This is a genomic window from Amycolatopsis umgeniensis (assembly GCF_014205155.1).
GTDB classification, from domain to species: Bacteria; Actinomycetota; Actinomycetes; order Mycobacteriales; family Pseudonocardiaceae; genus Amycolatopsis; species Amycolatopsis umgeniensis.
The window spans coordinates 2760253-2782392 of sequence record NZ_JACHMX010000001.1 but is presented as its reverse complement, the minus strand read 5'-3'; the positions used below and the strand labels follow the sequence as shown (position 1 = coordinate 2782392).

Annotated in this window: 25 protein-coding genes; 19 read left to right on the top strand and 6 right to left on the bottom strand. The window is 68.8% G+C overall.

The window, feature by feature from the left end:
• Window positions 1–33: 33 nt before the first annotated feature.
• The 12 genes from nucS (at window position 34) to HDA45_RS12545 (ending at window position 12018) form a co-directional block, all read left to right on the top strand.
• Complete coding sequence (nucS, locus tag HDA45_RS12600) at window positions 34–693, top strand: endonuclease NucS (RefSeq protein WP_026466918.1); 660 nt, start codon at window positions 34–36, stop codon at window positions 691–693.
• 475 nt (window positions 694–1168) lie between these two features.
• Window positions 1169–2131, top strand: a complete 963-nt coding sequence (locus HDA45_RS12595; protein WP_184894887.1) for a patatin-like phospholipase family protein — start codon at window positions 1169–1171, stop codon at window positions 2129–2131.
• A 43-nt stretch (window positions 2132–2174) separates the two neighbouring features.
• Window positions 2175–2951 (top strand): hypothetical protein, encoded by a 777-nt coding sequence (locus HDA45_RS12590; RefSeq protein WP_184894885.1) that lies wholly within the window; start codon window positions 2175–2177, stop codon window positions 2949–2951.
• A gap of 254 nt (window positions 2952–3205) precedes the next feature.
• Window positions 3206–4903, top strand: coding sequence for a sodium:solute symporter family protein (locus HDA45_RS12585; protein WP_184905550.1), 1698 nt, complete (start codon window positions 3206–3208; stop codon window positions 4901–4903).
• A gap of 10 nt (window positions 4904–4913) precedes the next feature.
• Entirely contained in the window at window positions 4914–5180 is a 267-nt protein-coding gene (locus HDA45_RS12580; protein WP_184894883.1) for a hypothetical protein, read from the top strand.
• A gap of 47 nt (window positions 5181–5227) precedes the next feature.
• Window positions 5228–6229: a DUF3558 domain-containing protein gene (locus tag HDA45_RS12575; RefSeq protein WP_343072059.1), complete on the top strand. Its 1002-nt coding sequence runs from the start codon at window positions 5228–5230 to the stop codon at window positions 6227–6229.
• 68 nt (window positions 6230–6297) lie between these two features.
• The gene (gene dhaK / locus HDA45_RS12570) at window positions 6298–7299 is read left to right on the top strand and encodes a dihydroxyacetone kinase subunit DhaK (RefSeq protein ID WP_184894879.1); all 1002 of its coding nucleotides are present in this window, start codon (window positions 6298–6300) and stop codon (window positions 7297–7299) included.
• Window positions 7299–7922, top strand: a complete 624-nt coding sequence (dhaL, locus tag HDA45_RS12565; protein ID WP_184894876.1) for a dihydroxyacetone kinase subunit DhaL — start codon at window positions 7299–7301, stop codon at window positions 7920–7922. The genes dhaK and dhaL overlap by 1 nt, the downstream gene beginning before the upstream one ends.
• Window positions 7919–8593 (top strand): dihydroxyacetone kinase phosphoryl donor subunit DhaM, encoded by a 675-nt coding sequence (gene dhaM / locus HDA45_RS12560; RefSeq protein ID WP_184894873.1) that lies wholly within the window; start codon window positions 7919–7921, stop codon window positions 8591–8593. Before dhaL ends, dhaM begins: the two co-directional genes overlap by 4 nt.
• 96 nt (window positions 8594–8689) lie before the next feature.
• Window positions 8690–10465 carry a 3-hydroxybutyryl-CoA dehydrogenase gene (locus tag HDA45_RS12555; RefSeq protein ID WP_184894871.1) on the top strand — a complete coding sequence of 592 codons (1776 nt, stop codon included), beginning with the start codon at window positions 8690–8692 and terminating at the stop codon, window positions 10463–10465.
• 343 nt (window positions 10466–10808) lie between these two features.
• Window positions 10809–11174, top strand: coding sequence for a hypothetical protein (locus HDA45_RS12550; protein WP_184894869.1), 366 nt, complete (start codon window positions 10809–10811; stop codon window positions 11172–11174).
• 10 nt (window positions 11175–11184) lie between these two features.
• Entirely contained in the window at window positions 11185–12018 is an 834-nt protein-coding gene (locus HDA45_RS12545) for a YwqG family protein (protein WP_184894867.1), read from the top strand.
• Window positions 12019–12135: 117 nt separating this feature from the next.
• Here HDA45_RS12545 and HDA45_RS12540 read toward each other — a convergent pair whose 3' ends face one another.
• Window positions 12136–12609: an Lrp/AsnC family transcriptional regulator gene (locus tag HDA45_RS12540; protein ID WP_184894865.1), complete on the bottom strand. Its 474-nt coding sequence runs from the start codon at window positions 12607–12609 to the stop codon at window positions 12136–12138.
• Window positions 12610–12667: 58 nt separating this feature from the next.
• Between HDA45_RS12540 and HDA45_RS12535 the strand changes: the two genes are divergently transcribed.
• Window positions 12668–13786, top strand: coding sequence for a trans-sulfuration enzyme family protein (locus tag HDA45_RS12535; RefSeq protein WP_184894863.1), 1119 nt, complete (start codon window positions 12668–12670; stop codon window positions 13784–13786).
• 61 nt (window positions 13787–13847) lie between these two features.
• Window positions 13848–14231 (top strand): DUF6401 family natural product biosynthesis protein, encoded by a 384-nt coding sequence (locus HDA45_RS12530; RefSeq protein ID WP_184894861.1) that lies wholly within the window; start codon window positions 13848–13850, stop codon window positions 14229–14231.
• A gap of 34 nt (window positions 14232–14265) precedes the next feature.
• Here HDA45_RS12530 and HDA45_RS12525 read toward each other — a convergent pair whose 3' ends face one another.
• Both HDA45_RS12525 and HDA45_RS12520 read right to left on the bottom strand, forming a co-directional pair.
• Window positions 14266–15189, bottom strand: coding sequence for a mechanosensitive ion channel family protein (locus HDA45_RS12525; RefSeq protein WP_184894859.1), 924 nt, complete (start codon window positions 15187–15189; stop codon window positions 14266–14268).
• A 96-nt stretch (window positions 15190–15285) separates the two neighbouring features.
• Window positions 15286–15501: an FmdB family zinc ribbon protein gene (locus HDA45_RS12520; RefSeq protein WP_184894857.1), complete on the bottom strand. Its 216-nt coding sequence runs from the start codon at window positions 15499–15501 to the stop codon at window positions 15286–15288.
• A gap of 50 nt (window positions 15502–15551) precedes the next feature.
• Between HDA45_RS12520 and HDA45_RS12515 the strand changes: the two genes are divergently transcribed.
• On the top strand, window positions 15552–16676 hold the full coding sequence (locus HDA45_RS12515; RefSeq protein WP_184894855.1) for an alkaline phosphatase family protein: 1125 nt from the start codon (window positions 15552–15554) through the stop codon (window positions 16674–16676).
• A gap of 66 nt (window positions 16677–16742) precedes the next feature.
• Here the strand turns inward: HDA45_RS12515 and HDA45_RS12510 are convergent, their stop codons facing one another.
• Window positions 16743–17306, bottom strand: coding sequence for a class I SAM-dependent methyltransferase (locus HDA45_RS12510; RefSeq protein WP_184905548.1), 564 nt, complete (start codon window positions 17304–17306; stop codon window positions 16743–16745).
• Between the two features lie 51 nt (window positions 17307–17357).
• On the opposite strand from HDA45_RS12510, the gene HDA45_RS12505 reads away from it, so the two are divergent.
• Entirely contained in the window at window positions 17358–18113 is a 756-nt protein-coding gene (locus HDA45_RS12505) for an AraC family transcriptional regulator (RefSeq protein WP_246480686.1), read from the top strand.
• Between the two features lie 24 nt (window positions 18114–18137).
• Window positions 18138–18425, top strand: a complete 288-nt coding sequence (locus HDA45_RS12500; RefSeq protein ID WP_184894852.1) for a hypothetical protein — start codon at window positions 18138–18140, stop codon at window positions 18423–18425.
• A 1-nt stretch (window position 18426) separates the two neighbouring features.
• Here HDA45_RS12500 and HDA45_RS12495 read toward each other — a convergent pair whose 3' ends face one another.
• The gene (locus HDA45_RS12495) at window positions 18427–18927 is read right to left on the bottom strand and encodes a GNAT family N-acetyltransferase (protein ID WP_343072058.1); all 501 of its coding nucleotides are present in this window, start codon (window positions 18925–18927) and stop codon (window positions 18427–18429) included.
• 40 nt (window positions 18928–18967) lie between these two features.
• On the opposite strand from HDA45_RS12495, the gene HDA45_RS12490 reads away from it, so the two are divergent.
• On the top strand, window positions 18968–19705 hold the full coding sequence (locus HDA45_RS12490; protein WP_184894848.1) for an alpha/beta fold hydrolase: 738 nt from the start codon (window positions 18968–18970) through the stop codon (window positions 19703–19705).
• A 110-nt stretch (window positions 19706–19815) separates the two neighbouring features.
• Window positions 19816–21024 carry a glycosyltransferase gene (locus HDA45_RS12485; protein WP_184894846.1) on the top strand — a complete coding sequence of 403 codons (1209 nt, stop codon included), beginning with the start codon at window positions 19816–19818 and terminating at the stop codon, window positions 21022–21024.
• A 217-nt stretch (window positions 21025–21241) separates the two neighbouring features.
• Here HDA45_RS12485 and HDA45_RS12480 read toward each other — a convergent pair whose 3' ends face one another.
• Window positions 21242–22078 (bottom strand): phosphotransferase, encoded by an 837-nt coding sequence (locus tag HDA45_RS12480; RefSeq protein ID WP_184894844.1) that lies wholly within the window; start codon window positions 22076–22078, stop codon window positions 21242–21244.
• Window positions 22079–22140 lie beyond the last annotated feature (62 nt).

Sequence of the window (22140 nt, the reverse complement as noted above, 5' to 3'; positions counted from 1 at the left end):
ACAGTATCGCCGTGCTTGTCCTACCCTCGCGTGGTGCGCCTAGTGATCGCTCGCTGCCAGGTCGACTACGCCGGCCGTCTGACCGCCCATCTGCCGATGGCCACCCGGCTGTTGCTCGTGAAGGCCGACGGCTCGGTGTCCGTGCACTCGGACGACCGCGCCTACAAGCCGCTGAACTGGATGAGCCCGCCGTGCTGGCTGATCGAGGACGGCAAGCTGTGGATCGTCGAGAACAAGCAGGGAGAGAAGCTCGTCATCACGATCGACGAGATCTTCCACGACCACTCCCAGGAACTCGGCGCGGAACCGGGTCTGCAGAAGGACGGCGTCGAGGCACACCTGCAGGAACTGCTCGCCGAGCACATCAAGACCCTCGGTGACGGCTACACCCTGGTGCGGCGGGAGTTCCCGACCGCGATCGGTCCGGTCGACATCATGGCCCGCGACGCCGAGGGCGCCAGCGTGGCCGTCGAGATCAAACGGCGCGGCGAGATCGACGGAGTCGAGCAGCTGACGCGGTACCTCGAACTGCTCAACCGCGACCCGCTGCTGGCGCCCGTGCAGGGCGTCTTCGCGGCGCAGATCATCAAGCCGCAGGCGCGCGTGCTGGCCGAGGACCGGGGGATCCGGTGCCTCACGCTGGACTACGACGCGCTGCGCGGCATCGAGTCGGACGAATTCCGCCTCTTCTGACCCGCACGTGACTGGGCGCCGTACGCGGGTGTGCGGTGCCCGATCACGCGAGTTCCGCCCCCGATCACGCGAGTTCCGTCTCCGATCACGCGAGTGCGGTGTCACGCCGCCCCGTCGCGCGACATGATCGCGCGGGGCTGAAGGGCCCCATCCCCGCATGACACGGGGGAAAGCGCCCTTCGCCGCGTCCGATGCGGGGAAGGGGCCCTTCAGCCCCCGTATGCGGCCGCGGTGGGCGCTGAACAGCCGAGATCCAATCGAGTCCTCGGTTTTGTATCTGCATTCTTTCTCGCGCCACAGAATGCCCTAAAGGGCGGCGAGAAATTAACGAACTCGACTCATCCTGCAAAAGAACCAGCTATTTCTGTGCCATTCGGGTGAACGCCGGATTACGTGGTCTCGCGCTGTGCCACACTCGATTTCCGCGAGGGGTGCCGCCGACACAAGGGGCCCGCGGGTGCAGGGGTGATGTGCCATGGCTGATTCTCCGAAACGCGTCGATCTGGTGCTGGAAGGCGGCGGCGTCAAAGGCATCGGGTTGCTGGGCGCGGTGCTGGAGTTGCACGAAGCCGGCTATTCGTTCCCGCGGATCGCCGGGACGAGTGCGGGGGCGATCGTCGCGACGCTGGTCGCCGCTTATCAGAAGGCCGGGAAGGATCTCGGCGCTCTGGAAGCGGTGATGAACGACATGGACTGCGGCCGGTTCCAGGATCAGTCCCTGCTCGACAAGGTCACCGGCCCGATCGGCGACGGCGTCGCTTTGCTCCTGCACGACGGGATGCACACCGGTGACTATCTCGCCGAATGGCTCACGCCGTTGCTGGAGGAGGTCGGAGTGCGCACTTTCGCCGATCTCGCCATCGACGATCCCGAAGGCACTTTGCGTTCCCATCAACGGTATTCGCTCGTCGTCCACGTCAGTGATCTGACCCGCCGCGTGCTCGTCCGGCTGCCTTGGGATTATTCCCAGTACGGCCGCGATCCCGGCGGGGAGAAGATCGTCGACGCCGTCCGCGCGTCGATGTCGATCCCGTTCTACTTCCGGCCGGTGCAGTTCGACGTCCGCCCCGAGGGCACCGTCACCTGGGTCGACGGCGGTTTGCTGTCGAACTTCCCGATCACCGTCTTCGACCGGACCGACGCGAAGAAGCCCCGGTGGCCGACCTGGGGAGTGAAGCTTTCCGGGGAACCCGTCGGCGGCAGGGACAAACCGGTGAAGACCGCGTTGCGGATCGCCATCAGTTCGCTCGAAACCCTGCTGTCGGACTGGAATCGTTACCGGTTGCACGAGGAAGGTGTGAACCGGCGGACGATGTGCGTCGACACGACCGGTGTTTCCGCCGTCGACTTCGGGCTCGGCGACGAGGAGAAGAAGCTCCTCTTCGAAAACGGGCGGGAGGCCGCGCGGCGGTTTCTGGAAAAGATTGTGCCGCAGTGACTCGCCGGCGGTATTCCGGTGGGATGAGGGATAGGAGGATCCCATGCGTTATCGCCCGATCGGCAGTGATCCGGCGGACGGCCGCCTCGGCCGGTTCGTCCCGGACGACTGGCGCCACGTCGAGCGCTATCCGCTGACCGCCTTGGCCACCGAGGACCGGCCCACCCGGTCGCCGGTCGTCATCGGCGTCAACTGGTACAAGGAATTCGACGTCCCGGAAAAGGACTCGAAGTCCGGCGAGTACTTCGTCGCGAAGGGCGGCGCGAAGTCGCTCACCCGGATCCGCGGCGGCCACTGTGTCTGCCTCGAGCCCGGTGAATCGAAGGACGGCGACACCCAGTACGCCTTCTACGACCAGGGCAAGGAAGGCGCCTGCGTCGGATTCGGCTGGTCGCGCTGCATGACGCTGTTCAACAGCGACCTCTACGCCGCGCGATGGCTGTGGGACCAGTCGAAGATGCGCGACGAATGGGAAGAGACCAACCCCGGCGACAACAACGGCACGTCCGTCCGCGCGGCGGCCGAGGTCCTGCTGGAACTGGGGCACGTCCCGTGGTCGGAGAGCTACGCCAGCGACGATCACGTCAAGCGAGCCGCCTACACGCCCGACGTCAAGAACGGCATCCAGGCCTATCGCTGGGCGAAGACCGTCGACGAGGTGCACGAGGTCCTCGGCAACCCGCGTGCCGACGAACTCGGCGCCGTGCCGTTCCTCAACTCGTGGGGTCCGAACTACCCGCACCGCACGTACCTGCCGGACGATGTTCTCGCCCGGTTGATCAAGGAGGACGGCGAAGTAGGCCTGCCCACGGACCGGTAAACCCCCACCGGTCGCGAGAAAGGACCGTTCCCGGCGGCGACGCCGGGGCGGTCCTTTTTCTCACGTTTCCGGGCGTCTCGATCGACGGCGTCACCTCGGGACAGGACAGGAATTGTCAGGAATAGCCCCGATCCGGACACTTCCGGGCTAGCCGGGCCCACCCACGCTGCCGTTGCTGAATCCATGCAGTATGGTCCGCGATTGACGCGATACCGGCGTTTCTCGTGGACATTTTCACTATGGAGGTGGGTCGGTTGCACGTGCTGGCCGATGCGAACCTGCGGCTCGACGCAAGTCCTATCGACTACGTCCTGCTCGCCTTCTATTTCGCGCTGGTGCTCGGCATCGGGTACCTGGCGCGGAGGTCGGTCTCGAGCAGCCTGGACTTCTTCCTCTCCGGCCGCTCGCTGCCCGCCTGGGTCACCGGCCTCGCCTTCATCTCGGCGAACCTCGGCGCCGTCGAGATCATGGGCATGTCGGCCAACGGTGTGCTCTACGGCCTGCCGACCTTCCACTACTTCTGGATCGGCGCGATCCCGGCGATGCTGTTCCTCGGCATCGTGATGATGCCGTTCTATTACGGCTCGAAGGTCCGCAGTGTCCCGGAGTTCATGCTCCGCCGGTTCGGCAAACCCGCCCACCTCGTCAACGGCATCAGCTTCGCCAGCGCGCAGATCCTCATCGCGGGCGCGAACCTGTTCCTGCTCGCCAGCGTGGTGAACCTCCTGCTGGGCTGGCCGTTGTGGGTTTCGATCATCGTCGCGGCCGCGGTCGTGCTCTCCTACACCGCGCTCGGCGGTCTCTCCGCCGCGATCTACAACGAGGTCCTGCAGTTCTTCGTGATCGTCGCGGCGCTGCTGCCGCTGACCATCGTCGGCCTGGTGAAGGTCGGCGGCTGGCAGGGACTGGTCGACAAGATCTCCGCAGGCCCCGGCGGAGACGCGCAGCTGTCCTCCTGGCCGGGTGACAACCTCACCGGCTTCGGCAACAGCTTCCTCTCCATCCTCGGCCTCGTCTTCGGCCTCGGTTTCGTGCTGTCCTTCGGTTACTGGACCACGAACTTCGTCGAGGTCCAGCGTGCCATGGCTTCCAAGAGCATGTCGGCCGCGCGGCGGACGCCGATCATCGGCGCGTTCCCGAAGATGTTCATCCCGTTCATCGTGATCATCCCCGGCATGATCGCCGCGGTCACCGTGTCCGAGTACGTCCAGGACAAGCAGGTCCTGCTCGACGGCGGCGAAGCGCCCAGCGGGGTCACCGCGAACAACGCGATCCTGCTGCTGATGCGCGATCTGCTGCCCAACGGCATGCTCGGCGTCGCGATCGCCGGTCTGCTCGCCTCGTTCATGGCGGGGATGGCCGCGAACCTGAGCTCGTTCAACACCGTCTTCACCTACGACATCTGGCAGTCGTACGTGAAGAAGAACGAGTCCGACGGCTACTACCTCCGGCTCGGCCGCCTGGTCACCGCGGCGGGCACGGTGCTGGCGATCGGCACCGCGTTCATCGCGTCGAACTCCGGGAACATCCTGACCTACCTGCAGGACCTGTTCTCCTTCTTCAACGCACCGCTGTTCGCCACCTTCATCCTCGGCATGTTCTGGAAGCGGATGACGGCGACGGCGGGCTGGGTCGGCCTGGTCTCCGGTACCGCGTCCGCGATCACCGTGTGGCTGCTTTCGCAGGCCGGGGTTCTCGGGCTCACCGGGCAGGGCGTCAGTTTCGTGGCCGCCGGTACGGCGTTCGTCGTCGACATCGCGGTCAGTGTCGGTGTTTCGCTCGCCACCGCGCCGAAGCCGGAATCGCAGCTGGTCGGCCTCGTCTACTCCCTCACCCCGAAGGAGTCGCTGAAGCACGATGAAACCGGTGACGACGCGGGCTGGTACCGCAAGCCGGGCCTGCTCGCGGGCATCGTGCTGGTCCTGACCATCGTGCTCAACATCATCTTCTAGGAGGCCGGAGATGGCTGCGTCCCAAGCTCCCAAGAAGGCCGGCGTCTTCGACATCCGGCTGATCATCGCCCTGCTCATCGGCGGCTACGGGCTGGTGCTCACGATCATGGGCATCGGCTTCACCACCCAGGCCGAGCTCGACAAGGCCGCCGGCGTCCGGATCAACCTGTGGGCGGGCATCGGCATGCTGGTGTTCGGGCTGCTGTTCGTCCTGTGGGCGAAGCTGAGGCCCATCGTGGTGCCGCCCACGTCCGAAACCGGCGAGGGCGCCGAATAGCCGGGTTGTCCGGACAGCGGCGCGGCGGTCCGGCTACCGTGCACTTCGTGCTGCTCAACGCTCGACGTCGCCGGATCGCGTCCGTGCTGGCCCTGGTGGCCGCGCTCGGCGCGCTGACCGCCTGCGGACAGAACCTCGGCAAGTCCAACTTCGCCCGTACCACCGTCGCCGCCGAAGCCGGTGCCGGTGGTGAGGTGCCGAGCGGGAACATCAACGATCCGGCGGTCACCCCCGCGGTGATGCGCACGATCGACCCGTGCCCGCTGGTGGGCAAGGACGCGCTGAGCGGCCTCGGCACCCCGGAGGATCCGGTGCCGTCGTCGACCGCGTTCGGCGGCTGCCGGGCCAAGGTCGTCGACGCCGGCGGCAAGCAGTTTTCCGTCAGCGTCGACATCGGTGCGTCGACCTATCTGTCCGACACCGGTGGCGCCGTCATCACGGCGGTGGAGGGCCTGCCGCAGGTCGAGCGGAAGAGCAAGGACGGCAAGAGCTGCGACGTCGGCGTCATGACGTTGCGCAAACCCGAGCGTGGAGTGAGCTTCTCGGTCACTTACGACGGCGGCGATCCCTGCGCGACGGCCCGCACGGTCGCGGCGAAGGCCGTGAAGAGCCTGCACTCGTCCCCGGCGAAGTACCCCTCCAGCGCGGGCACGCTGACCGCTGTCGACCCGTGCGCCGTCGCGGATCCCGCCATCCTCGGCGAGGTGGCGCCGCACGGCGCGACCTCCCCGACGACCTTCCACGCCTGTGACTGGACGCCGGGTTCCAACCCGCGGATCACCATCGGCTTCCGCCCCGGCCGTCCGCCGCAGGAACGCGACGGGACCAAGAAGGTCGAGGTCGGCGGTATCGACGTCTATCAGAAGGTGGGCGTCGGCAGCAGTGCCGAGTGCAAGATGGAGTGGCAGCACAAGCCGTGGGCAGGCGAATACGTCGAGCTCGTCACCGTGACGTACCAGAACTACGACGAGAAGAAGGACGAAACCGCGTCCTGCGAGAAGACGGCGAAGATCGCCAAATCGGTGATCTCGAAGCTGCCGAAGCCCTGACGCTGGCGGCATCCGGCCCGGCGAGGTAGGAAGGGGACAACCCACCCGCCGACGTGTCGGAGACCGCCATGAAGAAGATCATCAACGACCCGAAGACGGTGGTCGCGGAATCCCTGCGAGGGCTCGCCGTCGCGCACGCGGACGTCCTGCGCGTGGAGGACGATCCAGCGATCGTGGTGCGCGTGGACGCGCCGGTGGCGGGCAAGGTCGCGGTGATCTCCGGCGGCGGTTCCGGGCACGAACCCCTGCACGGCGGTTTCGTCGGGCAGGGCATGCTGGCGGCCGCCGTACCGGGCGCGGTGTTCACCTCGCCGACGCCGGACGCGGTCGAGGCCGCGGTCAAGGCCACCACCGGTGACGCCGGCGCGCTGCTGATCGTCAAGAACTACACCGGCGACGTGCTCAACTTCGAGACCGCCGCGGAACTCGCCGCCGCCGAAGGGCTCGACGTGCGCAGCGTGGTCATCGACGACGACGTCGCGGTCAAGGACTCGACGTACACCGCCGGTCGTCGCGGTGTCGGTGGCACCGTGCTGCTGGAGAAGGTCACCGGCGCGGCCGCCGAGCGCGGGGACTCGCTCGACGCGGTGGAGGCCTTGGCGCGCAAGGTGATCGGCCAGGTCCGCTCGATCGGTGTCGCGCTCACCGCGCCGACGGTGCCGCACGCGGGTGAGCCGAGTTTCGAGCTCGGCGACGACGAGATCGAGTTCGGCATCGGGATCCACGGCGAACCAGGCATCGAAAAGACCCCGGCCTTGCCCGCGGACGAGCTCGTCGCGCGCATGGTCGAAGCGGTGGTCACGGATCTGCCTTTCAGCGAGGGCGACAAGGTCCTGCTCTTCACGAACTCGATGGGCGGCACCCCGCTGGTCGAGCTGTACCTGGCACACGGCATCGCCGAGCGGCTGCTGGCCGAGCGTGGGATCGTGGTCGAACGGCGCCTGGTCGGGCCGTACATCACCAGCCTCGAGATGCAGGGGATGAGCCTGACGTTGCTGAAACTGGACGACGAGCTGACCGAGTTGTGGGACGCGCCGGTGAACACCCCGGCCCTGAGGTGGGGAGTCTGATGGCCTGCACCGCCGAGACGCTCGCCGCCGCCTTGCGGGCGGCGGCCGCGGTGATCGCCGAACATCGCACCGAGCTGATCGATCTCGACCGCGCGATCGGCGACGCCGACCACGGCGAGAACATGGACAGGGGGTTCACCGCGATCGTGTCCGCTTTGGACACCGCGACCCCCGAAACCCCCGCCGCGGTCGTGAAACTCGCCGCCACCACGCTGATCTCGAAGGTCGGCGGCGCGGCGGGCCCGTTGTACGGCACGGCCTTCCTGCGCGCGTCGGTCAAATTGGGCGACGCGGCCGAAGTGGACGGTCCGCTGCTCGTGGAAGCCTTGCGCGCGGCGCTCGAAGGTGTGCAGGCACGCGGCAAGGCCGTCGGGGGAGACGCGACCATGGTCGACGCGCTGATCCCCGCCGTCTCGGCCGCCGAGGAGGCTTCAGGTGACGACATCGCCGCGATCCTGACCGCGGCCGCGGACGCCGCGGAAAAGGGCGCCGAGTCCACTGTGGACCTCGTGCCGCGCAAGGGCCGGGCGTCGTATCTCGGCGAGCGCGCGAAGGGGCATCTCGATCCCGGCGCCCGCTCGACGGCGCTGCTGCTGCGCGCGTTCGCGGAGGCCGCCAAGTGAGTGTCGGAATCGTGCTCGTCTCCCACAGCGCCAAACTCGCCGAAGGGCTCGCGGAACTCGCCGCCCAGATGGCACCGGACGTCACCATCGTGGCGGCGGGCGGCCTGTCCGAAGGCGGGATCGGAACGGATTACGACGAGGTCGTCGCCGCGACGCAGCGCGCCGATTCGGGAGCGGGCGTCGTCCTGCTGTACGACCTGGGCAGTGCGCAGATGACAGCGGATCTCGCCGTCGAATCGCTCGCCGACCCGTCGGCCGCGGTCGTGGTGGACGCGCCGCTCGTCGAGGGCGCGATCGCCGCCGCCGTCGCGGCGCAGGGCGGCGCGGATCGCCAGGCCGTCGCCGGAGCCGCCGCCTCGGCGGGTGCCCCGCCGGATCTGACCTTCGACAGCGGCGTGCAAGACGGCGAGAGCAGCGTCGAACTCACGCTGCGGAACGACGTCGGGCTGCACGCGCGGCCCGCCGCGGTCCTGGTCCGGAGCATCGCGGGCCTGGACGCGGAGGTCACCGTGCGGCTCGGGGAAGAGACCGCGGACGCCAACAGCGTCCTCGCCTTGATGGCTCTCGGCGCACGCCAGGGTGACCGGATCGAGGTCCGCGCGAAAGGTGCGCAGGCCGAAGAAGCGCTCACCAAGGTCAAGGACCTCGTCGACCAGAACTTCGGGGAGTGACACTTACTCGATTCGGAGGGTGACAGCCGCTGCTTTCCGCGCCCCGGCATGGCACGATCGGGGAAACTACCAGCGAGTAACCTCCGGAGGCCGGTTGTGGCGCGGGAAATCTCGAGTGTGGGAGTCATCGGTCTCGGCACCATGGGTGCCGGGATCGCCGAGGTGCTCGCGCGCAGCGGTGTGTCCGTCGTCGCGGTGGAGATCGACGATGACGGCGTGCGCCGGGGCCGGGGTCATCTGGAGCATTCGACCGAACGGGCGGTGTCGGGCGGCAAACTCGACGCCGACGGCCGGAACGAGCTGCTGGGCCGGATCCGGTACACCACGTCACTCGCCGAACTGTCCGATGTGGACCTGGTGATCGAGGCGATCCCCGAGAACCTCGAAGCGAAATCCGACGTGTTCGCGCAGCTGGACAAGATCACCGGCGCCGACACGATCTTCGTGTCCAACACCTCCTCGCTGTCGATCACCGAGATCGGGGTGCACACCGCGCGGCCGGGCAAGGTCGTCGGGATGCACTTCTTCAACCCGGCGCCGATCCTCAAACTGGTCGAAATCGTCCGCACCGTGGTGACCGAGCCGGACGTGGTCACCGACGTCGTCGCGTTCGCCGAACGTCTCGGCAAGACGCCGGTGGTGATCGGCGACCGCGCCGGGTTCATCGCGAACGCGCTGCTGTTCGGGTATCTCAACCACGCCGTGCGCATGTACGAGCAGCGCTACGCCACGCGTGAGGATCTCGACGCGGCGATGCGGTTCGGCTGCGGATATCCCATGGGGCCCTTGGCTTTGCTCGACCTCATCGGGCTGGACACCGCGTACGAGATCCTCGATACGATGTACCACCAGTCCCGCAACCGGCTCCACGCGCCGGCGCCGCTGCTGAAGCAGATGATCACCGCCGGGCTGCTCGGCCGGAAGACGGGGCAGGGCTTCTACACCTACGACGAACCGGATTCGCCGACGGTGACCGACGCGGTCACGGCGTCCACAGTGGACACCGTCGCGCCGCGGGAGGTGCGGAAGGTCGGTGTCGTCGGGACCGGGACGATGGCGACAGGCATCGTCGAGGTGTTCGCGAAACGCGGCTACGAGGTCATCCTGCGGGCGCGGAGCGCGGAGAAGGCCGCGGCGTCGGTCGCGCGGGTGAAGAAGTCGCTGGACAAGTCCGTCGTCAAGGGCCGGCTGTCCGAGGAAGACGCCGCCGCCGCGCTCGGCCGGATCTCGCCCGCGGTGGAGTTCGACGAGCTGGCCGACGTCGACCTCGTCATCGAGGCGGTGGCCGAGGACCTCGCCGTCAAGCAGGCCGTCTTCGCCGCTCTCGACGACGTCGTGAAACCGGGCGCGGTCCTGGCGACGACCACGTCCTCGCTGCCGGTCATCGAATGCGCGGCCGCCACCTCGCGGCCGTCGGACGTCGTGGGGGTGCACTTCTTCAACCCCGCGCCGGTGATGAAACTCGTCGAGGTCGTCTCGACGATCGCCACCGCGCCCGACGTGATCGCGACCGTCGACGCCGTCTGCGGGGCGGTGGGCAAACATCCGGTGCACTGTGGCGACCGGGCCGGGTTCATCGTCAACGCGCTGCTGTTCCCGTACCTCAACGACGCGGTGAAGATGCTCGAGGCGCACTACGCGGAGGCCGACGACATCGACACCGCCATGAAGGTGGGCTGTGGCCTGCCGATGGGCCCGTTCGAACTGCTCGACGTCGTCGGGCTGGACGTCTCGCTGGCGATTCAGCGGACCCTGTTCAACGAGTTCCGCGAAGAGGGCTTCGCGCCCGCGCCGCTTCTGGAGCACCTCGTGACCGCCGGGCGGCTCGGGCGGAAGACGGGGAAGGGATTCAAGGACTACTCGGCCAGGTGAGGCCTCGTGAGCTCTGCAGGACGGGAACCCCGTCCGCAAGCGGGCACACCGGGGACATCGGCCACGAGCGATCAGTACTGACCGTGCCGCGCCAGGCAGCACCTCGCGAGTGGTAAGGACGGTTAGAGCGGGCCGGTATTTGCTTACCTACGCGTGACCAGGGCGAAGGTGAGGTGAGGTAGTCGAGGGTCGCTCCGGTCTCGGAGCTCGATGACACCGGAATCTCACCGCGGCAGGTTCGAGCGTGGAGGAATCGGGACGTTGAGTGTCCCGATTCCTTCATCGTCGAGGCGGGTGTTCCGTACCACTCACGAGAGGTGACCGGGCTGGGTAGCCTGGAAGCATGCCGGTTTCCTCGGGGGTCAGGAAACGGATCAAGGAACTCCTCGATCCGGACGACGAGATCCAGTACGTGTTCCCAGCCGACATCTTCGGCAGCGCCAATCCCTGCGTGTTCTTCGCGGTGACCCGCAAGACGATCACGATCATGACGACCGGACGGTTGAGCAGGAAGTCGCCGAAACGCGTCATCGCGACGACCCTGCGAAACCATCGGATCGGGCCCGTGGAGACGGGCGGCAATCCGTGGTTCGAGTTCAACGGCGTCGTCTACGAGATCGACGACGAGTACATCTCGGTCGTCCACGCCGCGGACGCGGAGATCTCGCGGAGTGCGGCAAAACCTGAAGATCCGCTGCCGGACCTCTAAGCTCCCGTGGGTGCGTCAGCTGACATACGGCGGGGTCCCCATCCCCGGCCTGAACGACCTGGTCCGGACGGCCATCCGGCTGCACCCCGCGCCGGGCGAGCCTCGCCCCGACGAGAGCCACTTCGGCGGCCCGCTGCTTTGGCCGTCGGATGAGCCGTGGCCGGAATGCCCCGTGACCTGGCCTCCCGACCCGGACGCGTCCGACGACGCGTGGGCGGGCGGACATCCGCTCGAGGGTCCGGTCCCGGTGATGGTCAGCGCGGCGCAGTTCTTCCGCGACGACTTCCCGGAGCTGCCCTTCCCCGAGGGCACCGACGTCCTGCAGATCCTGTTCTGCCCGCTCGAGCACGACAGCCCGCATCATTCGGCGCCCGCGGTCCGGCTGGTGTGGCGCGATTCCGGCGAGGTCGGGGACATCGCGGACCCGCCGCCCGCTCCCGAGGAGGCCCAGGCCGACTTCCTGCCGGTTCCGTGCGTGTTCGAGCCGTGCTCGATCGACGAACTGCCCCGGCTGTGCGACTTCCCACCGGAGACCCGCGCCGCGCTCGGCATCCCCGAAGGCGCGAGCGACGATCCGGAGGGCTGGCCGGAGCTGGACCACTACTCGAAGATCGGCGGCTGGACGGCCTGGTACGCGACCGGTCGCCACGAGCTGGGCTGCCGGGAATGCGGTGCCGAGCTGCGGCAGACGATCTCGCTGGCCACGGAGGAACACGAGGTCGGCTGTGGCTGTGAGGTCGCGGAGGACGAACCGGCTGGCTGGTCGTTCCACCGCAGGGGAGCGCTGAACATCTTCACCTGCCCCGCCGACGTCACCCATCCGTTCAAGGTCCGCGTCGACTAGGCGGCGCCTCGGACGCAACTCCGCACTCGCGTGATCAGACCCGTAACTCGCGTGTGCGGAGCCGGGTCACGCGAGATCGGTGTGTGGACACAGCCGCGCGGTGCCGCGGGACGGCGCCTAGCCCGGCGGGAGCAAAGGTCCCCCGCTCCAGTGCTGGAAGACCAGGTTCGTGTGCACCCTGGCGACCTCGTCGCGGGCGGTCAGCTCGTCGAGCACCAGCCGTTGCAGCTCGGTCGCCGAAGCGGTGGCGACATGCGCGAGGAAGTCGTCCGGTCCGGTCAGGTGGTAGACGGCGCGGACCTCGGGCAGGGCCAGCAGATGCTCGACGAACGCGTCCACCAGCGTCCGCCGGTGCGGGCGGACCTGCACGAACAGGAGCGCTTCGAGCGGGCGGCCGAGTTTCGCGGCGTCCACCTCCGCGCGCTGGCCGACGATCACCCCGAGCTCGCGCAGCCGGTTGACGCGGTCGAGGCAGGTCGAAGGTGCGACGCCGACCTCGGCCGCCAGATCCTTGTTCGAGATCCGGGCGTCGTTCTGCAGCAGCCGCAGAATCCGCAGGTCGACCGTACTCAGTTCGACAGAATCCGGCATCTGCGAATGATATCCGAGGATATTGCTTTCGATCCGAAGAAAATCGCACCATCTCGGTATGACCGCAACGCTGCGCACCCGGGCCGTCCACGCCGGCCGTGACGATCTCACGGACCTCGGCGTCCACGCCGCACCGCTCGACCTGTCCACGACTTACCCGTCGCGGGACAGTGTCGAAGAGGCGGCCCGCATCGACGAGTTCGCCACCTCGGGCTCGCTGTCCGGGCTCCCGGTCTACGGACGGCTGAGCAACCCGACCGTCGAGCGGTTCGAGAAGGCGCTGGCCGAGCTCGAAGGGTTCGAAGACGCCGTCGCTTTCGCCACCGGCATGGCGGCCGTGTCGGCTTCGCTGCTCGCCGCCGTCGCGCAGGGCAAACGGCACGTCGTCGCCGTCCGGCCGGTCTACGGCTGCACCGACCACATGCTCACGTCCGGCTTGCTCGGCACTGAAGTGACCTGGGCGGATCCGGCGGGCGTCGCCGCGGCGCTGCGTCCCGACACCGGATTGGTACTGCTCGAGACGCCGGCGAACCCGACCCTGCGCGAGGTCGACATCGCCGAGATCGTGCGCGCGGCGGGCGATGTCCCCGTGCTGGTCGATAACACCTTCGCGACTCCCGTGCTCCAGCGGCCCGGGCGTCACGGGGCCCGCTTCGTCCTGCACAGCGCCACCAAGTTCCTCGGCGGCCACGGCGACGTCATGGGCGGTGTGGTCGCCTGTAGCGCCGAGGATGCCGGGATGTTGCGGCAGATCCGGTTCGCCACCGGCGGCGTGCTGCACCCGCTGGCCGGGTACATGCTGCTTCGCGGCCTCTCGACCCTTCCGCTGCGCGTCAACGCCGCGTCCGCGACGGCCGCCGAACTCGTCGAGCGGCTTCGCGGGCACGCGAACGTGAGCGCGGTGCACTATCCGAGTGTCGGCGGTCCGTTGATCGCGTTCGAGGTCGAGGGCGATCCGCACGCGCTCATCGGCGCGGTCCGGCTGATCACCCCGGCCGTCAGCCTCGGCAGCGTGGACTCGCTCATCCAGCATCCCGCGTCGATCAGCCACCGGATCGTCGCCGAGGACGATCGGCACGGAGCGGGCGTCACCGACCGGCTCATCCGCATGTCGGTGGGCCTGGAGGACGTCGAGGATCTCTGGCACGACCTGGACCAGGCACTCAAGGCGTGCTGAATCACTGCGATCATGGTCACCGGGATGTCGACAAATCGGCTCGCCTGGCTAACCTGGTCGGGTGAAAGATCTGGTTTCGTCCTGGGTGGAATCTTCGGCTCGTAGCACGCTTTCGCGGCTTCACGAGCAGATCGGCGTCGCCGGACTCGCCGCGGCGGCGGCCCTTCCCGGGCTGTCGGCCGTCTTCGATCAGCACTCCGCGGCGGTACGCGACATCCTCGCGGCGGGGGTCGAAGGTTCGGCGGCTGTCGCCGGGGTGGTGCTTCTCGCGGGCTACACGCGAGGGCTGCTGGACGAGGCCAAGACCAAGGGCTGGACGTTCCGCGCTCCGGCCGATCTGTCCGCCTGGAACACCAGTGACTGGCTGACCGCTCGCCTGGTCGGCGTGTGTTCGCTGGCCGCCACGATGGACGACCGGCGCACTCAGCCGACCGGGAACGGGTAGGGCGGCCGGACACCCCACCCGCTCCCGTTGCAGGTCAGCGGTACTCCGGCGGAGGGGGCATTGACCCGCCGGGGGGCCGCTGGCCGGGATCCTGGTGCGGGGGCACCTGACCCTGGCTGGTCGGGAACTGCTGGTGCGGCTGGCCCATCGCGTTCGGGTCGGCCGCGTGGTGCCCGGCGGACACCGGCTGGTGAGCGGTCGTCCGCTCGGTCGGCACGTCACCGGAGCGACTCGCGTCCTCCCGGCCCCGCTGATAGGCCTCGGCCTGCGCCTTCGCGGCCGGGATCTCCGACTCGGCCCGGTTGAGCCAGGTCTCCCAGCGCTGCTGCATCGGCTTGATCAGGCCACCGCCGACACCGACGACGGCGATCCCGCCGACCGTGGCGAGCACGGTGATCAGCACCGGCAGCGTGACCGCGGTGGCCACGCCGATCTGGTTCAGCGCGGCGATCGCACCGAGACCCCAGATGAACACCGAGGCGATGGTGGCGAGCACCTTGCCGTAGGAAACGCCGCCGAGGGCGTTGCCCACCAGGTCCTTGACCGCCTTGGCGATCGCACCCGCGATCACCACGATGATGATCGCGACGATGGCGCGCGGCAGCCAGGCGACGATCTCGTTGAGCAGCGAACTCACCGGGTTCGGGCCGAACACGCCGAAGGCGAACTGCAGGGCGATCAGCAGGATCGCGTAGTAGACGATCTTGCTGATGATGTTCGACGCGTCGAACTGGCCCCGCGCGAGCATCTGTTTGAAGCCCCCGCGTTCGAGGAGCCGGTTGAACCCGACCTTCTCGAGGACCAGGCTCACGGCCTTCGCGATCGCCTTGGCGATCAGCCAGCCGATGAACAGGATGACCAGGAACGCGAGCAGCTTCGGGACGAACGTGGCGACCGAACTCCAGGCGCTGGACACGCCTTGACCGAAATCGACGGCCGCCAGTGCTGATGTGGCCACTGGGCTTCTCCCTTCCCACGACTGGAGGTTCCAGACTGGTGGGAGGGGGGTACCCGCCGTTCGGGCGATCACACGGTGCGCCACCCGATCGAGTGGTCAGCCGCAGCAGCCGCCTCCGCAGCAACCGCCGCCCCCACCTGCGGGAACGGGGGCGGGACCGGACGCGGATCCGGTCAGCGCGACGGTCGTCAGCAGCTTGACGGTGTCCTGGTGGCCTTCCGGGCACGGCGCGGGCGCACCGGACTCGCTCATCGGCCGCAGCAGTTCGAAGGTCCCGGCGCATTCGCGGCAGCGGTAGGCGTAAGTCGGCATACCGGCATCATCCCATCTCCTTTCGTCCGCCGGGATGGCAAGCTGGCCGGGTGGAACTGCCTGTCGCGGCGAAGGTGCCGCATCTCGGCCAAGTCGTCCCGTCCGTCCTTTCCGCCCTCGGCGCCGCCGGGTTCGCCAACTCGCTGAGCCTGTCCGAGGCCTCCAGCGCCTGCGTCCTGCTCATCGACGGCCTCGGCTGGGAACTGCTGGCCGAGCACGCGGCCGACGCGCCCGTGCTCACCCAGCTGGCGAAGTCGCCGCTGCGGGTCGGTTTCCCGGCCACGACGGCGGCGGGCCTCGGCGCGATCGGCACGGGGCTGGCCTCGGGGGAGCACGGCCTGGTCGGCTACAGCTTCGAAGTCCCGGGGGCGGGCGTCCTGAACGCGCTGCGCTGGTCCAGTCATGTGGACGGCGGCGACCTTCGCGGGGCGCTGCCGCCGCGTGAGGTGCAACCCCTGCCGACGACGTTCGAGCGCGCCGCGGCAGCCGGGATCACGACCAGCGTGGTCTCGTCGGCGAAGTTCTCCGACACCGCGCTCACCCGCGCGACGCAATCCGGCGCCCGCTATGTGGGCGTCCACGCGCTCGGCGACCTCGCCGCCTGCATCCTGCGCTGCCTCGAGGCGCGGCCGGCGTTCTGCTGGGGCTATCACAGCGAACTCGACATGCTGGGCCACATCTACGGTCCGGGCTCGTCACCGTGGCGGATGCAGCTGCGGCACGTCGACAAGCTGGTCGAGTCCCTTGTGGACGGCCTGCCGTCCGGCGCGCTCCTCGCGGTCGTGGCCGACCACGGCATGGTGACCGTCGAGGATGCGCTCGACATCGACGAGACGCCCGCGCTGCTCGGCGGCGTCCGGGCCATCGGAGGCGAGGTCCGGGCACGGCACGTCTACTGCGAACCGGGGGCGGAGGCCGACGTGCTGGCGGCCTGGCGTGAGGTGATCGGCGACCGGGCGTGGACCCTCTCGCGCGACGAGGCCGTCGACGCGGGCTGGTTCGGACCGGTCGCCGACCGGGTCCGGCCGCGGATCGGCGACGTCGTCGTGGCGGCGAAGGGGCGATTCGGGCTCGTACGGGAGCTTGCCGAGGCCGTCGAGTCCTCGATGGTCGGTCAGCACGGCTCGCTCACCCCGGCCGAACAGCTCGTCCCCCTGGTCCTCGCGCGCGGCTAGCCCGCGTTCAGTCCTCTGGATGCGGTCCTTGCGTGTGCAACTACCGCATCCAGAGGACTAAACGCGTCAATCCGGCTTCCTCGCGGAGAAGCTCACGGAGCGCTTCGGGACGTGGTCGACCTTGATACCGGTGAATCCGGCGTCCTGGAGCCGGGGCCAGACCGAAACCGGGTCGAGCGCGTTCATCGTGTCGCCGATGTGGAGGAGCCGGAACGGCGCATTCGCCAGGCTGTCCATCGCCCGCAGGACACCGCCGGGCCGGAGCACCCGGAACGCCTCGGCGAAGATCGCGTCCTGCAGTGCCGTCGTCGGCACGTGGTGCAGCATCGTGAAGCAGACGACCGCCGAGAACTCGCCGTCCTCGAAGGGCATCGATGCGCCGTCGCCGTGGACGATCCGCACGCGGCCGTCGAACTCCCGCTTGAGGACGCCCACCGACGCCTCGTCGATCTCGACGGCGGTGAGCCGGGGGACGAGCCCGGCGAGCGCCCGGGTGGTCGCGCCGAAGCCCGGTCCGACTTCGAGTACGGAATCGCCGAGGTCGTAGCCGGCGATGTTGCCCGGCATCTCGGCGGCGACGGCTTTCGCCCACAGCGCGGAACTGCAGAGTTTGCGGTGCACCAGGTTCATCGGCATGAATTCGAAGCTAACGGTGACCGATAGGCGATAGGCTGCCAAGTGATGTCGCAAATCGGACTCCTGCCCCCGATGTCGACGGCGATGGTGCTCGGCGAGATGGACCTGCCCGCCGGCACGTGGCTCCCGTGGCACGAGCACGACGGCCACCAGCTCGCCTGGGCGGCGCGGGGGATCCTGAGCGTGAACGTCGGCGAGCGGTACTGGGTGCTGCCGCCGACGCGGGCGCTGTGGATCCCGGCCGGGGTCGTCCACCGCACCGGCGCCACCGCGCAAACCGTGCTGCGCGGCATCTACGCCGCTCGGGACCGGTGCCCGGTGCACTGGCTCGCGCCGACGCTCGTCGCCGTCCGGCCGCTGCTGCGGGAACTGCTGGATCACCTCGGCTCGGCCGACCTCACCGAAGACGCGCGACGCCGGGCCGAGGCCGTCGCGTTCGACCTGCTCGAACCGGTGGACGTCGTGCCGATCACCGTGCCCATGCCGTCCGACGAGCGGGCACTGACCGTCGCGCGGGCGGTGGTCGCCGATCCGGCGGGCCGGCGCAACCTCACGGATTTCGCGCGCGACGTGGGCGCGAGCGAACGCACGCTCGCGCGGCTGTTCCTCACCGAATGCCGGACGACGTTCGGCGCGTGGCGGGTCCAGGCCCGGCTGCGCGCTTCGCTGCCGTTGCTGGCCGAGGGCATGCCACTGACCGCGGTCTCCCGCCGGATCGGCTACTCCTCGCCGAGCGCGTTCGTCGTCGCCTTCCGCCGGGCGGTCGGTGTGACGCCGGGCGCCTACTTCGGCGACCGGTGAGGCTCGCCGGATACCGTCTCGGACGTGCCTCGACGTAACCGGCCCGAACGCGGTGGACGCCCCGACCTCGGCGCGTCGACCGGCTGGGCGCGCTCCGAATCGGCCAAGGACGGCGAGTGGCTGGTCCGGACCGTGCCCGGCGCCCAGGCCACCAAGGACTACCGCTGTCCCGGCTGCGACCACGAGATCCGGCCGGGGACCCCGCATCTGGTCGTCTGGCCCGCCGACGACACCGGCGGTGTCGCCGACCGCCGCCATTGGCACAAGGCGTGCTGGGACGCGCGATCCCGGCGGCGTCCGGGCCGCTGGTGATTCAGCGCCGCAGGTGCAGTGAGGGTGCGCCCTCGAATTCCTCCTTCGTGTGGATCTTGAAGCCGAGCCGCTCGGCGACCCGGATCGACGGTTTGTTGGACACCATGATGTTGGCGATCACCGGGACGTCCGGGATCTCCCGCTCCGCCCATTCGACGACGGCGCCCGCCATCTCTGTCGCGTAGCCCTTGCCCCAGGTGAACGGCCAAAAGCGGTACGCGAGGTTCAGCACGCGCTCGCCGTTCCATTCGTGATACCGGACGCCGCCGAAGCCGGCGATCACCTCCGGATCGTCCGAAGCGGACACCGTGAGGTAGCCGAAACCGTGCTCGGCCCATTGCTTCATCCAGGCGTCGTAAAGCACGTTCGAGCCCTCGACGGTGTGCGGCACCGGGTTGAACTTGTTCGTTTCGGGATCGGCCTGCAGCGCGACGATGTTCTCGCGATCCGCCTCGCGCAGCCTCCGCAGCAGGAGCCTCTCCGTCTTGATCTCTGTCAGCACGGATCTGACGGTAGCGTCCGGGTGCGACAGAATTATCGCCATGAAGGATCTCCCGCTGGTACTGCTGCACGCCTTCCCCGTCGACGCCCGCATGTGGGACGGGGTGCGAGCGCCCCTCGTCGAACGCCTGCGGCTGATCACCCCCGACCAGCGTGGCCTCGGCCGCAGCCCGTTGCCGGAAACCGGCCGGGAGCCGAGCCTGGACGATGCCGCCCGCGACGTCGTGGCGTTGCTCGACAGGCTCGAACTCGACAAGGTCGTCCTCGGCGGCTGCTCGATGGGCGGGTACCTGACGATGGCGGTGCTGCGCGTCGCACCGGAACGCGTGGGCGGCCTCGTTTTCCTCGACACCAAGGCGACGGCCGACACCGCCGAAGCCGCGCGGGCCCGGTACGACGTCGCGGCACGGGTCGAAGCGGAAGGCGCCGGGTGGATGCCCGAAGCCGTCACGCCCGGCTTGATCTCGGGGAAGGCCGCTCCGGAAGTCTCCGAACGACTTCGCGAACTGATCACTTCGCAGCCGCCTGCGGGGATCGCGTGGGCGGCGCGCGCGATGGCGGCACGGCCCGACTCGATCGAAACACTGAGGTCGGCCGACGTGCCGGCGCTGGTCGTGGTCGGCGAAGAGGACGGCCTGACCCCGCTGGAAGCGGCGAACACCCTGGTGGAGACGCTGCCGGACGCGACACTGGTCGTATTGCCGGAGGTGGGGCATCTGACGCCGCTGGAGGATCCGGCGGGAGTCGTCGAAGCGATCTTGGGCTGGTACCCCGCGTAGAAACGTTTCCCCCTGCCCCTTTAAAGGTATAGCGGACAGGGGGACTTGCGGCAAGCCCCCATTCCCGGTCCACAATTCGTGCCTTCACGTTTTGTCGAAGGGGGATTCCCATGCGTGTACTCCTGTCCACTATCGGGACGAGGGGTGAGGTACAGCCGTTGGTGGCACTGGCGGTGCGATTGCGGGAACTCGGCCAGGAGGTCCGGCTGTGCGCGCCGCCGGATTTCCGTGAATGGGCCGAAGGCCTCGGGATCTCCTTTGCCCCGCTGGGGCCGGAACTCCGGTCCACAGCGAAGCCGGATTCCGCGATGACCAAGGCGATGGCCACTCCCGAGGGGCGGCGCGCGATGGCCGAAGCCATGGTCGTCGACCAGTTCGAGACGATGCCGGACGTGGCCGAGGGCTGCGATGCCGTCGTCGCGGGAATGGCGTTGAACATCGCCGCCCATTCGGTGGCGGAACGGAAAGGGATTCCGTATTTCTTCACCGCTTACTGCCCGATAACGCTGCCTTCCCTGCACCATCGTCCGCCCGTTTTCCCGGGATGGGCGCCGAAGAATCCCGATGCCGCCATCCCGGCGCTGTGGGCCGACGACGCGGAACGGTGGAACCGGCAATGGGGCGACGTGCTCGACGCGCAACGCAAACTGCTCGGCCTGCCGCCGGTCGACGACGTCCGCGGGCACATCTTCACCGAGCAGCCGTGGCTGGCCGCCGATCCGGTGCTGGCGCCGTGGCGGGGACCGTCGGCGCTGGACGTGCACCAGACCGGCGCCTGGATCCTGCCGGACCACAGCCCGTTGTCCCCGGAACTGGAGGCGTTCCTCGACGACGGGGAACCGCCGATCTACTTCGGATTCGGGAGCATCCGCGCTCCGGAGGAGATCGCGAAGGCGATGATCGAGGCGGCGAGGGCGCACGGGCGGCGGGCGATCGTGTTCCGCGGCTGGACCGAACTGGCGCTGATCGACGACGAACCCGACTGCGTCGCCATCGGGGACGTCAACCAGCAGGCGCTCTTCCCCCGGGTCGCGGCGGTCGTGCACCACGGCGGCGCCGGTACGACCACGGCGGCGACCCGGGCCGGGGTGCCGCAGGTGCTCGTCCCGCAGATGTTCGACCAGCCGTATTTCGCGCGGCGGGTCCGGGATCTGGGGGTGGGGACCTCGATCACGGGGGAACCGACGGCGGAGTCGCTGGCCTCCGCGCTGGCGGAGGTGCTCCGGCCCGAGGTCGCTTCGAGCGCTGCTCGAGTCGGTGGTGAGGTGCGGACGGATGGCGTCGATGTGGCGGCGAAGCTGCTGATGGAAGCCGTCTAACTCTTCCCCAAGTCCGTGAAGGCCTCCTTGAGGGACCCAGGGTCCCTCAAGGAGGCCTTCACGGACCGGACCTGCGACCAGGTACCTAAGCCCCGGCTGGCTCTGACCCGAATCGCCACTCACGACCCATCCGGGCCGAGTGGGTACTTCGCGTGACTGGGCGGACAACACGCGTGATTGGACGGACAACACGCGTGATTGAACGGAGGACACACCACTAAATGCGGGAGAAGTAGCGCTCCAGCGCGGCTTCGGCTTCCCCGAGCCGCGCCGGGAACCGCTGGGCGATGACGAACCGCCAGGGAACCTCGAACAACCGCCGCAACGCGATGAACGGCTCCAGCGACGACGGCTCGACATCCGCCGGGTACGCGTCCAAGGCGGCGGGTCCGGCCTCCGCGTAGAGCACGCCGAGGTCCCAGCCGAGTGGTCCGCGCCAGGTGTCCTCGAAGTCGAGCCAGCACGGCCCGGACGCCGTCGCGACGACGTTCCCCCGATGGGCGTCGCCGTGCAGCGGCCGGGCCCCCTCCGTAGGAAGGGCCGCGGTGACCCTTTCGAGTTCTTCGTACAACCGGGGCGCCGCGCCGCCCATCGTGTGGCCGTGCCGGTCGAGCAGCGTCCGGAGCTCTCGGACGGGTCCGAGTTCGGGCAGCTCACCGGGGTAGTCCTCGAGCGCCTCATGGACCCGGGCCAGCGAGGAAGCGATCTCCCACGGCGACAGCGTGTGCCCCGGCTCATGGGGTGTGTAATGCCAGAGAGTGACCGGCAAGCCGCCCGCGAAATGCGGTCCCGCCGGGGGATCCGTGGTGGGTGAGACGACGAGCACATCACGTTCCGTGAGGTACCTCGACAGCTCGACGTCGCGCGCGAGCCAGTCCACAGGGGACGGCCTGGCGAAGCGCGTCGTTCCCGGTGCCCGCGCCACCACAGGACCCAGTCTCACCAGCACGTTCGACTTGAAATGCAGGACCTCGGGATCGTCCGTCGGCAGCCCGTACCGGTCACCGACAGCGACCGCCGCGGCCACTCCCGCCCGCGTGTGTTCGTCGGTCACGGCGCGATCTTGCCAGCCGGTGCGCGCGACGGTGGGTAGTGAGGGCTACGATCCCCACTAGC